The following is a 12935-nucleotide window of genomic DNA, read 5'->3' as shown; positions in this document are numbered from 1 at the left end:
TCTGCAGAAGTTTTGACGGCGGAATCGCCGTGAGGAATAGAATAAATCCACCAAAAAGCAATAAGTTATAATTATTAACAATTATATCTTAAAATAAGTGAACTTATATTAAGCCTAGCACTTGAAGTGTGTTTTTCAAGGGAGCGGTCGAATTTAACTCAAATATATCAGCACGAGATGCCGGTATTTAGCCGGCTATTTTATGAAGTTTGTTTATATTCCGTTTACTTATCCTGCGCGTATAAAACGCTTAGGCGGTGGTAGTCATAATCCAGCGCTGATTGCCCGTCGACTGCATATGAAAATCCACCTCATAAATCTGTGACAACAGAGCCGGCTCCATCACCTCATGGGTTACGCCCTGCCTGACCACCTGCCCGGCCTGCAGCAGCCAGACGCGATCTGCCTGCTGTAACGTATGGTTGAGGTCGTGCGCGCACACCAGCGCGCTGCGCCCGCTGCGGCAGAACTCATGCAACAGGCGATCCAGCGCCACTTTTTGCGCCACGTCGAGCGCGCTGGTCGGTTCATCCAGCAATAACAGCCGGCTGTGCGGATTAATGCTGGGCCATACCTGCAGCAGCGCCGCCGCCAGCCGCACCCGCTGCCACTCGCCGCCGGAAAGCTGCTGCAACATGCGCGACAGCTTATCGGTCAGCTTCAGGCTCTGACACAGGTAAAGCATGGCGTTTTCCACCGCCTGCGCCGCTGCGCCCACCGGCTGGTGCAGAGCCAGGTACTGGAATACCGGCATCAGCGCCGCCGGCGGCTGTTGCTGGCTCAGATAGGCACGCCGCCGTGCCAGCTCACCGGCCTGATAGTCGTCCAGCGGCCGCCCGTCCAGCGCGATCGTTCCGTCCCCCGGCAACAGCCCCGCCAGGCGCGCCAGCAGGCTGCTCTTGCCGGCACCGTTCGGGCCGATCAGATGCACCTGCAGCCCTGCCGCGATCTGCGCGCTAAACGGGGCCAGGCGCCCCGTAACCCCGACCTGGCTAAGCTGCAGCATCGTCTCCATATCCCTTAACGGCTCAGCGCCCGCTCCACCGCCGCCGTCAGCAGCGGATCTTCCGGCGTCATATCCGGGGCAAAGCGCTGGATCACCTGGCCGTCACGGCCAATCAGGAACTTTTCGAAGTTCCACAGGATATCGCCGGGCTGTTTCGGCCCCTGATCCTTACTGATGCGTCGCGCCATAAATTCGCTGCCCTGCGGCGCCAGCGCAGCAGGCTGCGCGGCGATCAGCGCCTGATACAGCGGGTGACGGTTGGCGCCGTTCACCTCGATCTTGCTAAACAGCGGGAACTGCACGCCAAAATTGGTGCGGCAAAATGCCTGAATCTGCTCATTGCTGCCCGGCTCCTGCGCCAGGAACTGATTGCACGGGAAGCCCAGCACCGTCAGCCCCTGCTGACGATACGTTTCATACAGTTTTTCCAGACCTGCATACTGTTTGGTCAACCCGCATTCTGAAGCCACATTGACCACCAGCAGCACATCGCCCTGATACGCCTGCAGCGTGGTCTGGCGGTTGTCGATCGTGGTCAGCGGAATGTCATAAATAGCCTGTGTCATCATCGTTATCCTGTGAGTTTGAGAGTCGTCATCGGTAAAAGTCCGGCGCCTGCGCCGGATGCCTGCCACAGCCAGCTTACGCCTTCACCCGGGTCAGTAGCCAGATAAACAGCGGCGCGCCGAGGGTGGCGGTTACCACGCCGATCGGCAGCTCCGCCGACAGCAGCGTGATACGCGCCACCACATCGGCGGCCAACAGCACGCCGGCGCCGGCCAGCGCGCAGCCGGGCAGCAGGTAACGCTGATCGGTCAGGCCGCTCAGCCGCAGCATATGCGGGATCACCAGACCGACAAAGCCGATCACCCCCGCCAGCGCCACGCTGACGCCCACTAACCAGCCGACGGCCAATACCAGCAGGTTGCGCCACAGGTGCAGCGGCAGGCCCAGCTGACGCGCCTGAGTTTCCCCCAGCGTCATCAGGTTGAGCGCCTTACCCTGCCGGCACAGCCACAGCACCACCGGCAACAGCGCCACAATCAGCCATTTTTGCCGCCAGTCGACGCCGCCAAAACCGCCCATCATCCAGTACATCAGCTGGCGCAGATCCAGGCTGGAGCTGAAATAGACCGCCCAGGTCATAACGGCGCTGCAGACGATGCCCAAAGCCACCCCCACCAGCAGCAGGCGCGTATTGGTCAGACGTCGCCGGCGGGCAAACCCGAGCAGTAACAAGGTCATCGCCAGCGCGCCGATAATCGCGCTGAGGCTCATCCACGCCACCGGCAGCAGCCCGTGGCTCAGAAGAATCGTCAGCACCAGGGCCACGCCGGCACCGTTGGCGACGCCCAGCAGCCCCGGTTCCGCCAGCGGATTTTCAAACAGCGCCTGCATTACCGCACCGGCCACCGCCAGGCTGGCGCCTACCAGCATCACCGCCAGCGCGCGCGGCAGACGCAACTGCCAGACAAACAGCCGGCCGGCGTCGCCAAACCACTGGTTCGGCCACAGCCAGAGATCGCCGGCGCTCAGGCTGAACACCAGCGCCACCGCCACGCCCAATGCCAACAGTGACAGATAGCGCTTATCGCGCCGGCGCTGGTTTTTCAGTAAAAGCGTGAAAGTCTGGCTGGTTGGCATAAACGCGGCAATTCCCTGTGGGCCGAAGAAGCCGGCCGGATCGTTAACATCTGTAGTTAAATATTAGGGGGTTAACGACGTCAGGGAAAGCCTTTGTCGCATCGCGGAGGGGAAAATGGCAGCCAGCTCGCCCTGCCGTTCAAAGGGCGAGCACGGATAACTGCGTAAGCGGTAAGCGATCAGCGATGCTCATCGCCCCGTTTTGGGTACGGTTTACCGCTATCCTGCGCGCCGTGACCACCATCATGACGATCGTTGCTTTCATGCGATTGCTCGTGATCAGCATGCGGATGCCCGTCATGATGGCTGCGGTCGTCGTCAGCGTGGTGTGCATCGCCGCGGCGGCCTTCCCCATGCTGCGCCGGAGGCTGCCAGCGGCCGCCGTCCCAGTAATATCCACGGTCGTTACGTTCGCCGATGCCGCGCCCCTGATGCGCATGCCACCACTGCGGCGGACGCCAGTCGTAGCCATCCCAGTAGTAACCGCGATGATCCCGATCGCCCAGATGCAGCGACACGCCGGGCACATTGATATCGATAAACACCTCCGCCTGCGCCGCCACCGGCAGCAGCAGGCACATCAGCAACAACATTTTATTCATGTAATAGTCTCGGGTTATTTGAAGCAGGCGCCGTTATAGCAAGGTGACTATTTCCCGACTATCTCACCGATGCCTATTTGCAGATTGTTTTCGGCATCTTTACGCAATACTGACATTACGCTGCCAGAGTCAACGGAAATATGACTGCTAACAGCGCTTAACGATTTACTGACGGACGCTGCGGCCGGCGGTTATTTATAATCACTGCACCTTGTAACCCGGAAAATGATTATGACCAAACGTATTATCGCCCTGGTCGGCGCTGCCCTGCTCACCACCCTGTTGAGCGCCTGCTGTTTCGGCCCCCATGGCGACGGTGGCCCGCACGGCGGCGGCCACGGCGGCCCGCAAGAGCACTATCGCCATCGTTAAGCTCAGGGGCTGCGGCCCCTTTGATTATCATATCAATGTCTGTTTACCTAATATCATCCCCTTATCGCTTTACGATATTCCATTGGCGTCACGCCTTTAAATCGCCTAAATGCCCTGATCAAATTGGTGCTATAACTAAATCCGACTTTATCGGCCAGGGAATATAATGGCTCATCGCTATCGGCCAGCAATCTGGCAAGCAGGTTCATCCTGGCATTATATATATAACGGTAAGGGGCCATACCAAACGTGTTTTTAAATAATCTTGAGAAATGAAACTTACTGAGTGATACAAGTGCAGCCATCTCATCCAACGACAACACACCATCCAGGTTTTCTGCAATATATTCTCGCACAAGCTCCCTTTTCTGCATGGATAAAGAACCGTTTCCGGGTACCTCAATCGTCTTAAGCTCTGCGTGATTTTTTAAGATATGTATCGACAGTACCGCTGATAATGCCTCTCCATACGAACAGCCATAGAGGCTAGGCGCTATCATTTCGTCCCGAAGCTGCCGGGCAAGCTGTAACATAAAATCATCGACAATACCGATTCGCGGGATTAAATTTATCGAAGAGTCGGCATTCAGCTGTAAAGCCGCATCAGCCAAAGATTGCGCTGACAGCAGGATGCGAAAAATATACGAGTCCTGGTCTGTCTCCGTCATATTTTTCCAGCGCCAAACGCTTCCTGAACCACCTGCAGGAGCTATATACCACTCATTTTTCCTTTTAGTATATTTTTTCCATGACTCCTGATTAAAACTCACTTCACCGCTTTCTGTTCCGCCACAATACAGTACCAATTGATGCTGTGCCGTGGCAGGTCGTTGACACTCATCAGTATCGAGTCGCTGTTTATGCAACACCGTAAAGAGGCTTCGCCACCCAGAAAGGGTAGAGTCCGCGATCACATCTGCCGAAGGAAAGCCAAAATTACGGATAATCTCACTATCGTGCTGAGTATTATCAATTTTATTCATATTGGCTCCTTCATCATTGCTCACCATTATTGACAGAGCAAGTATAGCACTAAGATAGGTTCTCAATTTTTCTGTTTTTTTACACCGTGACTTCGTGCCTTTCCGACATAGTTTACGTTAACCCAGGCAAGTAATGCCGATATAAGACACAGAATTAACGAAACAATAGCAGTAACAGAAAAACCCCACTGATTAAATATATACCCATATAAAAAACTGCCGATCATCGCCCCTCCATATGATAAGGCACTATAAATACCTAATGAGGTCGTCTTACATCCAGGACTAAGTTGTATTATCATGCTAACAATAACATTCAACCCAAAATTATTAACCCCACCCCAAATCAAACAGATCATAAACAGAAAAAACAAACTAGAACTATTCTGAGAGATAGCAAAGTACACCAAAGATATAGCGACAAATATTAACCAGGCTATCGACTTAGGACTATAGCGATCAATTAAACCTGATTTTATACTTGCCAGACCGAAACCCACACCATAAAACATGGTAACTCCACTGGCTAACGTAGCGTTATCATTAAAATTGTTTCTGGTAAAGGTACCAATAAACGAGTACACCCCATAAAATGATGTCATGTAAAGCAAAGTAATCAAAAAAACAATCAATATTTCGGGGTTCGAGCGATACGCATAAAATGAAAACCCTGATCTCTCATCTGATGTATCTATTTCAGGAAGTTTTATGCTGAAGAATAAAAATACCCCCCCCATTATAGCCAGAATGCCATATGCAATACGCCAGTTTGCCATGTCAGAAATGGCGGCAGAAAGGGGGACGCCCGCCACCATCGCCAGCGACCACCCCGCGATTACCTTACCGAGGGCAGCCGACGAGCCCCCCTCTGGCGCGACATACGCTGTAATGGCATAAGTCGCCGGTAACATCAGCCCCGCGGCAATCCCAGTCAACGCTTGAGCAAGAATAAGCATCCCCCCTGTCGTAGCGCCCGCACTCAGCACTATACCCATCACCATCAGCATTGCGGCATAACGCATAGACCTTGTTACACCAATCATAGCGGCATAGGGAGCCAGGAATAACGAGGAAAGTGCGGTAGCCCCACCATAAGCCGCAATGGCTCTGGCTATTTGTGCTACCGAAACCGAAAGGCTCGAGGCAATGTCATTCAGGATAGGACTGAGCAGGAAAGCATTACAGCCAATAATCGCTACTGCAATCATCAGTATTAAAACACTTCTTTCATCAGAATGACTTGAACACATAATTCTTCCCTCATTGATTTTTGATCAAACCGCCTAATTTATTTTCAGATCTATCATGAATATAAAAACACCTGCGATTAAGCCGCCTATATTTTAATATACAGCACAGTCACCGAATAATATTATCCTGAACAGCGCAATAGTTATCCTATCTTGCTAAGAGCTTTAAAAATCTGTATTCCTACGCGCCGAATGGTAATCCCGACGGCATCAAAATCATGTCGCTCAACAAGGTGGCAACGAAAAGCAATGTCTTCACCATCAAGAAAGTTCGACGCCCGTCGCATCACCTATCAACTGATGGACGGCAAGTAGGGAAACGTCGGCTCAATGGGCGACGAGGAGAAAGCTGCAACAGTCTTTGTTCATAATGAACTAACGCGCGTTTCAAGGAGCTGAATAACTGACAGGGGATTGAAGTGATCCGATTTAAAAAATATACCCTCGATAACGATGACGAGTAACACACGAAACCGCCCTGCAGGGCGGTTTTTTTAATCGTTTGTTTTCCTGTTTGAACGACGGTCAGGGGTAAGAAAGACAATCAAGCTTCCGACCACTATCACACACACCGGCACGACATATTTAAAATACTCATGCTCGATAAAAATCACCCACGCCAGTACCGCCATCCCCCCGGTAAGTACAGGAACAAGGGTATGAACAAGCCCATAAAACAGCGATTTTACCTTATCCCATACGTTCAATTTCATTTAACACCTGTTCGAATCGTCCATCACCGGCATGATGCATGCGGCTCAGTTGAATATAGGGTTTTAACATCCCCTCAAAAAGAAAATACAGCATGTCAAAATCTTGGTGGCGCAGCTTCCAGTACAGACGCGGGTTATCATTAAGAAGCCTGCGTGATGCCTCCGAAGCCCTCGCTATCATTCCCTGAATAACCAGCCCACCGGCAATGGCTCCGACCGACATTCGAGTGATGCGGGAAATGGCAACGGACAACAATGCATCAGCAAGTATTTTTTTCGTGATATAGCCGACAACAAATAACTGCGTGGCCTGACGTGACGCAAGCTTCGTCCCGCCGGTTGACATATTGTCGTAAATTTTTTGTATTGCGGAATCCGGGAGTTTATCAAGACAGTCATTGATGATGATGGTCGCTATATCCCACGATGTGCGCGGATTACTGACCAACTTGCGTAATGCCCTACCGAACCGGGCATCGTCGGCAAAGTTCCGTTGTTGATGTAGCGGCCGTCTGTGCTCAACCTCAGGTCTTGTAAGGTTCTTTCCAGCCCTAACCATGCATCCTTGGGTATCGATACGACACCATCAAATACAGCCTTACCTATTCCATATGCATCCATACAAAACGCCTCCTTAATCGCGCATTATTACAGCATAATAACGATTTTAAGAAAGAATCCAACCAACCCGCACCAGAAGCTCGCCACAAGGCGCAAAACCCGCGCCCTCATTGCGATACGCGCCCATGGTCGGCACACCAATCGGCTTAAACTGTGGAATGCGCCACGTCGACGCCCACGCCGTCATCGCCATATCACGCAACGGCTCACCGGTGTCATGGCCTATCGTTTTTTTGCAAGATGCGATTTCATACAATCCACTAAGAGGAAAAGTCGAAGTTTAACGTCCGCATCGTGTCCACATCTGAATGTTTTTCAAGTGCCTGCATGGACTATCATTCTTTTTAACTCATTGTGTTATATGAACTGTGCCGCGATACAAGGCATGAAAAAGGCCGCATCAGCGGCCTTTTTAGTGTTACTACCCGTGTTAGTTTTTCGGGCTCGCGTTTTCCACCCGGCTTTTTAACTTCTGCCCCGGACGGAAGGTCACCACGCGGCGCGCCGTAATTGGGATGTCTTCGCCGGTTTTTGGGTTACGCCCCGGACGTTGATTCTTGTCACGCAGGTCGAAATTGCCGAAGCCGGACAGTTTGACCTGTTCACCGTTCTCCAGAGCCCGACGGACTTCTTCAAAAAACAGTTCTACCAAATCTTTCGCATCCCGTTTGCTAAGCCCCAGCTTTTCAAACAGGTGTTCAGACATTTCAGCTTTAGTAAGCGCCATAGGTTCAATCCCTCAAGGATGCTTGGAATCGCTGTTTTAGAGCCTCTACGCATTTTGCAACGGTAGCGGCGATCTCCTCTTCTTCCAGTGTACGGGCGGTATCCTGCAATACCAGGCTGATAGCCAGGCTCTTATAACCCTCTGCTACGCCCTTGCCACGGTACACATCAAACAAGTTTACGCCAACTATCTGATTTGCGCCAACTTTCTTACACTCCGCCAAAATATCTTCTGCCGGCACGTTTTCAGCCACCAAAACGGCGATATCACGACGGTTTGCCGGGAAGCGAGAAATCTCCCGCGCCTGAGGCACGACGCGGCTTGCGACCTTATCCCACTCCAGTTCAAACACCACGGTGCGACCGTTAAGATCCAGTTTACGCTCAAGTTCCGGATGCACCACACCGATGAAACCGATGCGCTCACCGTGTAAATAAATAGCCGCACTCTGCCCCGGGTGTAACGCCGGATTGGCCTCTGCCTTGAACTGAATCTCGGATAATTTACCGGTCAACTCCAGGACAGATTCCAGATCCCCTTTTAAATCATAGAAGTCCACCGGCTTTCTTGCCAGATCCCAGTGTTCATCGTGGGTATGGCCGGCAATTACGCCCGCCAGCATGACATCCTGACGGATACCCAGATCTGCTGAACTATCAGGCACAAAGCGCAGGCCGCTTTCGAACAGGCGCAGGCGCGTCTGCTGACGGTTCTGGTTGTACACCACCGCCGACAGCAGGCCGGTCCACAGCGACAGACGCATCGCCGACATCTCGACCGAGATCGGGCTTGGCAGGATCAGCGCCTCTTCGTTCGGGTGCAGCAGCGCCTGAACTTTAGGATCGACAAAGCTGTAGGTGATCGCTTCCTGGAAGCCGTGATCGACCAGCAGGGTTTTCACACGCTTCAGCGTCAGGTCGGCCTCGCGATGCTGGGTCATCACCAGATCGGCGCGCACCGGCACGTCAGGAATATTGTTGTAGCCGTAGACGCGGGCCACTTCTTCCACCAGATCTTCTTCGATTTCCATATCGAAACGCCAGCTCGGCGCCACCGCCTGCCAGTCATCGCCCTGCTCGGTCACTTCGCAGCCCAGACGGCGCAGAATATCGCTCACCTGTTCGCTCGGCACCACGTGGCCGATCAGGCGGTCCAGCTTCTCACGGCGCAGCGTGATGGTCGCGCGCTGCGGCAGTTCGCCTTCATGCGTCACATCAATCACCGGGCCGGCCTGACCGCCGCAGATATCCAGCAGCAGGCGGGTGGCGCGTTCCATCGCCTGGTACTGCATCGCCGGATCCACGCCGCGCTCGTAGCGGTGGGAAGCATCGGTATGCAAACCGTGACGACGCGCGCGACCGGTAATCGCCAGCGGGCTGAAGAATGCGCACTCCAGCAGCACGTCCTGCGTCTCTTCGTTCACGCCGGAATGTTCGCCGCCGAAGATACCGCCCATCGCCAGCGCCTGTTTGTCATCGGCGATCACCAGGGTATCGGCCTGCAGTTTGGCTTCGTTGCCATCCAGCAGCGTAATGGTTTCCCCTTCGTTCGCCATCCGCACGTTGATGCCGCCGTTGATGCGGTTCAGGTCGAAGGCGTGCATCGGCTGACCCAGCTCCATCAGCACGTAGTTGGTGATGTCCACCACTGCGTCAATGGAACGGATGCCGCAGCGACGCAGTTTTTCACGCAGCCACAGCGGGCTTGGCGCTTTGACGTTGATGCCTTTCACCACGCGGCCCAGGTAGCGCGGACACGCCTGTGGCGCACAAACGCGGATCGGCAGGGTATCGTCGATGGTGGCGGCAACCGGCGTCATATCCGGCACGTTCAGCGCCAGCTGGTTCAGAACGCCGACGTCGCGCGCCACGCCGATAATGCCCAGGCAGTCGGCACGGTTCGGCGTTACGCTGATTTCGATCGCGTTATCGTCCAGTTTCAGGTATTCGCGGATATTAGTGCCTACCGGCGCATCCGCCGGCAGTTCGATAATGCCGTCGTGATCGTCGGAAACGCCCAGCTCGGAGAAGGAGCACAGCATGCCTTCGGACGGTTCGCCGCGCAGCTTCGCCGCCTTGATTTTAAAATCGCCCGGCAGCACCGCGCCCACGGTCGCGACCGCCACTTTCAGGCCGGCACGGCAGTTCGGTGCGCCGCAAACGATGTCCAACAGACGCTCGCCGCCGACGTTAACCTTGGTGACGCGCAGTTTATCGGCATTAGGGTGCTGGCCGCATTCGACCACCTCGCCCACCACCACGCCGGTAAACGCGCCGGCAACCGGTTCCACGCCGTCCACTTCCAGGCCGGCCATGGTGATTTGTTCGGATAATGCTTCGCTGCTGATGGCCGGGTTTACCCACTCGCGCAACCAGAGTTCACTGAATTTCATGTGATATTCCCGCCTTACTTAAACTGTTTGAGGAAACGCAGATCGTTTTCGAAGAATGCGCGCAGATCGGTCACGCCGTAGCGCAGCATCGTCAGACGCTCCATGCCCATGCCGAAGGCGAAGCCGGAATACACTTCAGGATCGATGCCCACGTTACGCAATACGTTCGGGTGCACCATGCCGCAGCCCAGTACTTCCAGCCATTTGCCGTTTTTGCCCATCACGTCGACTTCGGCGGAAGGCTCGGTGAACGGGAAGTAAGACGGACGGAAACGCACCTGCAGATCTTCTTCAAAGAAGTTGTTCAGGAAGTCGTGCAGCGTGCCCTTCAGGTTGGTAAAGCTGATGTCTTTATCGACGATCAGGCCTTCCATCTGGTGGAACATCGGCGTATGGGTCTGATCGTAGTCGTTACGGTAGACACGGCCCGGCGCGATGATGCGGATCGGCGGCTGCTGGTTTTTCATGGTGCGGATCTGCACGCCGGAGGTCTGAGTGCGCAGCAGGCGCTTGGCGTCGAACCAGAAGGTGTCATGGTCAGCGCGCGCCGGGTGGTGGCCCGGGATATTCAGCGCATCGAAGTTGTGGTAATCATCTTCGATTTCCGGGCCGGTCGCCACGGAGAAGCCCAGCTCGCCGAAGAAGGTTTCAATGCGGTCAATGGTGCGGGTAACCGGGTGCAGGCCGCCGTTTTCCATGCGACGGCCCGGCAGGGAAACGTCGATGGTTTCTGCCGCCAGACGCTCGTTCAGCGCCGCGGTTTCCAGCGCGTTTTTACGTGCGTTAAGCGCTTCCTGAACCTGCTGTTTCGCCTGGTTGATCACCGCCCCTGCGGCCGGACGTTCTTCCGCCGGCAGTTCGCGCAGCGACTGCATCTGCAGGGTGAAATGGCCTTTTTTGCCTAAATATTCGACGCGTACCAAATCCAACGCGGCAACATCCTGGGCATCTTCTACGGCTGCCTTGGCATTGGCAACCAGCTCTGCGAGATGTGGCATTGCTTTCCTCTTCCTCTGGCCGGTGTGGCCCGCTAAATAGTCGTTAAGGGATTACCGTTTAATAATACCTTGATAAATAAGTAGTTATCTATCTTTTCGTCCGCCTTTGGGGCAAAAAAATGCATTTTCCTTCGCCCCAAACAAAAAAAGCCTCCACAGGGGAGGCTTAGGCGCTACTTTCCGTTTCTTTTCTTACGCGCAAAGCCTCCTGAAGTCAGGCGCTAAAGTAAAAAAAGAAACGGAAAATAGCAGCGTGCATGCTTGCATTACCTTGTTGGTTGCGGTTTAACCACATTGATAAAACGGCGCTCAATAAAAGTCAACACCTGCCCGGCGGGCAAAGATTAAAAGAGGGAGCAAGCTCCCTCTTCCACTGACTTACGCCAGAGCTGCTTTCGCTTTTTCAACCAGTGCGCCGAAGGCCACTTTGTCGAATACTGCGATGTCAGCCAGGATCTTACGGTCAATTTCAATAGAGGCTTTTTTCAGGCCGTTAATGAACTTGCTGTAAGACAGACCGTTCTGACGAGCAGCTGCGTTGATACGTGCAATCCACAGCTGACGGAACTGACGCTTACGCTGACGACGGTCGCGGTAAGCATACTGACCTGCTTTGATTACTGCCTGGAAGGCAACACGATATACGCGCGAACGGGCACCGTAGTAGCCTTTCGCCTGCTTCATGATTTTCTTGTGACGTGCGCGTGCAATTACACCACGTTTTACGCGAGCCATATGCTCTCTCCTAAAGTCTTATTCTTGAATCAAAAAATGTGGCTTATGCGTACGGCAGGCACGCGGTAACCAGGACCAGATCGTTTTTAGACACCATGCCTTTCGGACGCAGGTGACGTTTACGCTTGGTTGCTTTTTTGGTCAGAATATGACGCAGGTTAGCATGTTTACGCTTAAAACCACCGCTGCCGGTTTTTTTGAAGCGCTTGGCTGCACCACGTACAGTTTTAATTTTTGGCATTTTAATTAAATCCACTTCGCATTGTTAAACAACGAATCAGTGAGGCGAATAAAACCCACACAACGCAAGCGCTGCGCGGGTTCGATTACTTGGAAGCCTTACTGTTTCTTCTTGGGTGCGAGCACCATGATCATCTGACGGCCTTCGATCTTCGTAGGGAAGGATTCGACCACTGCCAGATCCATATCTTCACACAGGTCTTTACGGACGCGGTTAAGCACTTCCATGCCGATCTGCTGGTGCGCCATTTCACGCCCGCGGAAACGCAGGGTGATTTTGGCTTTATCGCCGTCTTCCAGAAAGCGAATCAGGTTGCGTAGTTTGACCTGATAGTCGCCATCATCGGTACCAGGCCGGAATTTGATTTCCTTGACCTGAATAACTTTTTGCTTCTTCTTCTGCTCTTTCGTCGACTTGCTCTTCTCGTAGAGGAATTTGCCGTAATCCATGATTCGGCAAACCGGCGGTTCGGCATTAGGACTGATCTCGACTAGATCGACGCCAGCTTCCTCAGCCTTTTCAAGAGCTTCTCTCAGACTGACAATACCAATCTGCTCGCCATCCAAACCTGTCAAGCGAACCTCTTGGGCGCGAATCTCTCCGTTGATGCGATTAGGGCGCGCCGGTTGAACTCGTTTTCCGCCTTTAATA

At 53.6% G+C, this 12935-nt stretch carries 16 protein-coding genes, 1 pseudogene and 1 other annotated feature; of the genes and pseudogenes, 2 read left to right on the top strand and 15 right to left on the bottom strand.

The features are described from left to right. Positions 1-250: 250 nt before the first annotated feature. The 4 genes from btuD to CLM71_RS09880 all read right to left on the bottom strand — a co-directional run bounded on the left by btuD (position 251) and on the right by CLM71_RS09880 (position 3252). Positions 251-1006, bottom strand: a complete 756-nt coding sequence (gene btuD, locus CLM71_RS09895; protein ID WP_105233295.1) for a vitamin B12 ABC transporter ATP-binding protein BtuD — start codon at positions 1004-1006, stop codon at positions 251-253. A 14-nt stretch (positions 1007-1020) separates the two neighbouring features. After that, the gene (locus CLM71_RS09890; RefSeq protein ID WP_105230868.1) at positions 1021-1572 is read right to left on the bottom strand and encodes a glutathione peroxidase; all 552 of its coding nucleotides are present in this window, start codon (positions 1570-1572) and stop codon (positions 1021-1023) included. A 76-nt stretch (positions 1573-1648) separates the two neighbouring features. Next, positions 1649-2650 carry a vitamin B12 ABC transporter permease BtuC gene (gene btuC / locus CLM71_RS09885; RefSeq protein ID WP_105230867.1) on the bottom strand — a complete coding sequence of 334 codons (1002 nt, stop codon included), beginning with the start codon at positions 2648-2650 and terminating at the stop codon, positions 1649-1651. A 179-nt stretch (positions 2651-2829) separates the two neighbouring features. Beyond that, on the bottom strand, positions 2830-3252 hold the full coding sequence (locus CLM71_RS09880; protein WP_105230866.1) for a DUF2502 domain-containing protein: 423 nt from the start codon (positions 3250-3252) through the stop codon (positions 2830-2832). A gap of 231 nt (positions 3253-3483) precedes the next feature. Between CLM71_RS09880 and CLM71_RS24125 the strand changes: the two genes are divergently transcribed. Further along, complete coding sequence (locus tag CLM71_RS24125) at positions 3484-3624, top strand: hypothetical protein (RefSeq protein ID WP_187043239.1); 141 nt, start codon at positions 3484-3486, stop codon at positions 3622-3624. Positions 3625-3677: 53 nt separating this feature from the next. Here the strand turns inward: CLM71_RS24125 and CLM71_RS09875 are convergent, their stop codons facing one another. Then, a complete protein-coding gene (locus tag CLM71_RS09875; RefSeq protein WP_158684800.1) occupies positions 3678-4607 on the bottom strand; it encodes an AraC family transcriptional regulator in 930 nt (309 codons plus the stop codon). Between the two features lie 62 nt (positions 4608-4669). Continuing rightward, entirely contained in the window at positions 4670-5857 is a 1188-nt protein-coding gene (locus tag CLM71_RS09870; RefSeq protein ID WP_105230864.1) for an MFS transporter, read from the bottom strand. A 161-nt stretch (positions 5858-6018) separates the two neighbouring features. Between CLM71_RS09870 and CLM71_RS24240 the strand changes: the two are divergent. Then, positions 6019-6264 (top strand): annotated as a pseudogene (locus tag CLM71_RS24240) (Presumed portal vertex protein); the annotation flags it as partial. Between the two features lie 87 nt (positions 6265-6351). On the opposite strand, the gene CLM71_RS23920 reads toward CLM71_RS24240, so the two are convergent. The 9 genes from CLM71_RS23920 to infC all read right to left on the bottom strand — a co-directional run bounded on the left by CLM71_RS23920 (position 6352) and on the right by infC (position 12934). After that, the gene (locus CLM71_RS23920) at positions 6352-6570 is read right to left on the bottom strand and encodes a hypothetical protein (RefSeq protein ID WP_145961129.1); all 219 of its coding nucleotides are present in this window, start codon (positions 6568-6570) and stop codon (positions 6352-6354) included. Then, complete coding sequence (locus CLM71_RS09865) at positions 6548-7018, bottom strand: hypothetical protein (protein WP_145961130.1); 471 nt, start codon at positions 7016-7018, stop codon at positions 6548-6550. The genes CLM71_RS23920 and CLM71_RS09865 overlap by 23 nt, the downstream gene beginning before the upstream one ends. A 603-nt stretch (positions 7019-7621) precedes the next feature. After that, positions 7622-7918: an integration host factor subunit alpha gene (ihfA, locus tag CLM71_RS09855; RefSeq protein WP_054307187.1), complete on the bottom strand. Its 297-nt coding sequence runs from the start codon at positions 7916-7918 to the stop codon at positions 7622-7624. A 4-nt stretch (positions 7919-7922) separates the two neighbouring features. Next, positions 7923-10310 (bottom strand): phenylalanine--tRNA ligase subunit beta, encoded by a 2388-nt coding sequence (pheT, locus tag CLM71_RS09850; RefSeq protein ID WP_105230861.1) that lies wholly within the window; start codon positions 10308-10310, stop codon positions 7923-7925. A 14-nt stretch (positions 10311-10324) separates the two neighbouring features. Beyond that, entirely contained in the window at positions 10325-11308 is a 984-nt protein-coding gene (gene pheS / locus CLM71_RS09845; RefSeq protein ID WP_105230860.1) for a phenylalanine--tRNA ligase subunit alpha, read from the bottom strand. 140 nt (positions 11309-11448) lie between these two features. Then, positions 11449-11572: a sequence feature (Phe leader region), on the bottom strand. Beyond that, positions 11523-11567: a pheST operon leader peptide PheM gene (gene pheM / locus CLM71_RS24120; protein WP_121626058.1), complete on the bottom strand. Its 45-nt coding sequence runs from the start codon at positions 11565-11567 to the stop codon at positions 11523-11525. Its footprint overlaps the feature before it by 45 nt. Positions 11573-11686: 114 nt before the next feature. Beyond that, complete coding sequence (gene rplT / locus CLM71_RS09835) at positions 11687-12043, bottom strand: 50S ribosomal protein L20 (protein ID WP_004931417.1); 357 nt, start codon at positions 12041-12043, stop codon at positions 11687-11689. Positions 12044-12086: 43 nt separating this feature from the next. After that, positions 12087-12284, bottom strand: a complete 198-nt coding sequence (gene rpmI / locus CLM71_RS09830; RefSeq protein ID WP_004931418.1) for a 50S ribosomal protein L35 — start codon at positions 12282-12284, stop codon at positions 12087-12089. A 98-nt stretch (positions 12285-12382) separates the two neighbouring features. Continuing rightward, the gene (gene infC / locus CLM71_RS09825) at positions 12383-12934 is read right to left on the bottom strand and encodes a translation initiation factor IF-3 (protein WP_015672100.1); all 552 of its coding nucleotides are present in this window, start codon (positions 12932-12934) and stop codon (positions 12383-12385) included. Position 12935 lies beyond the last annotated feature (1 nt).

Source organism: Serratia sp. MYb239 (assembly GCF_002966855.1).
GTDB classification, from domain to species: Bacteria; Pseudomonadota; Gammaproteobacteria; order Enterobacterales; family Enterobacteriaceae; genus Serratia_B; species Serratia_B rhizosphaerae.
Note: the sequence above shows the minus strand (reverse complement) of the source record. Positions and strands in the feature narration are given on the sequence as shown.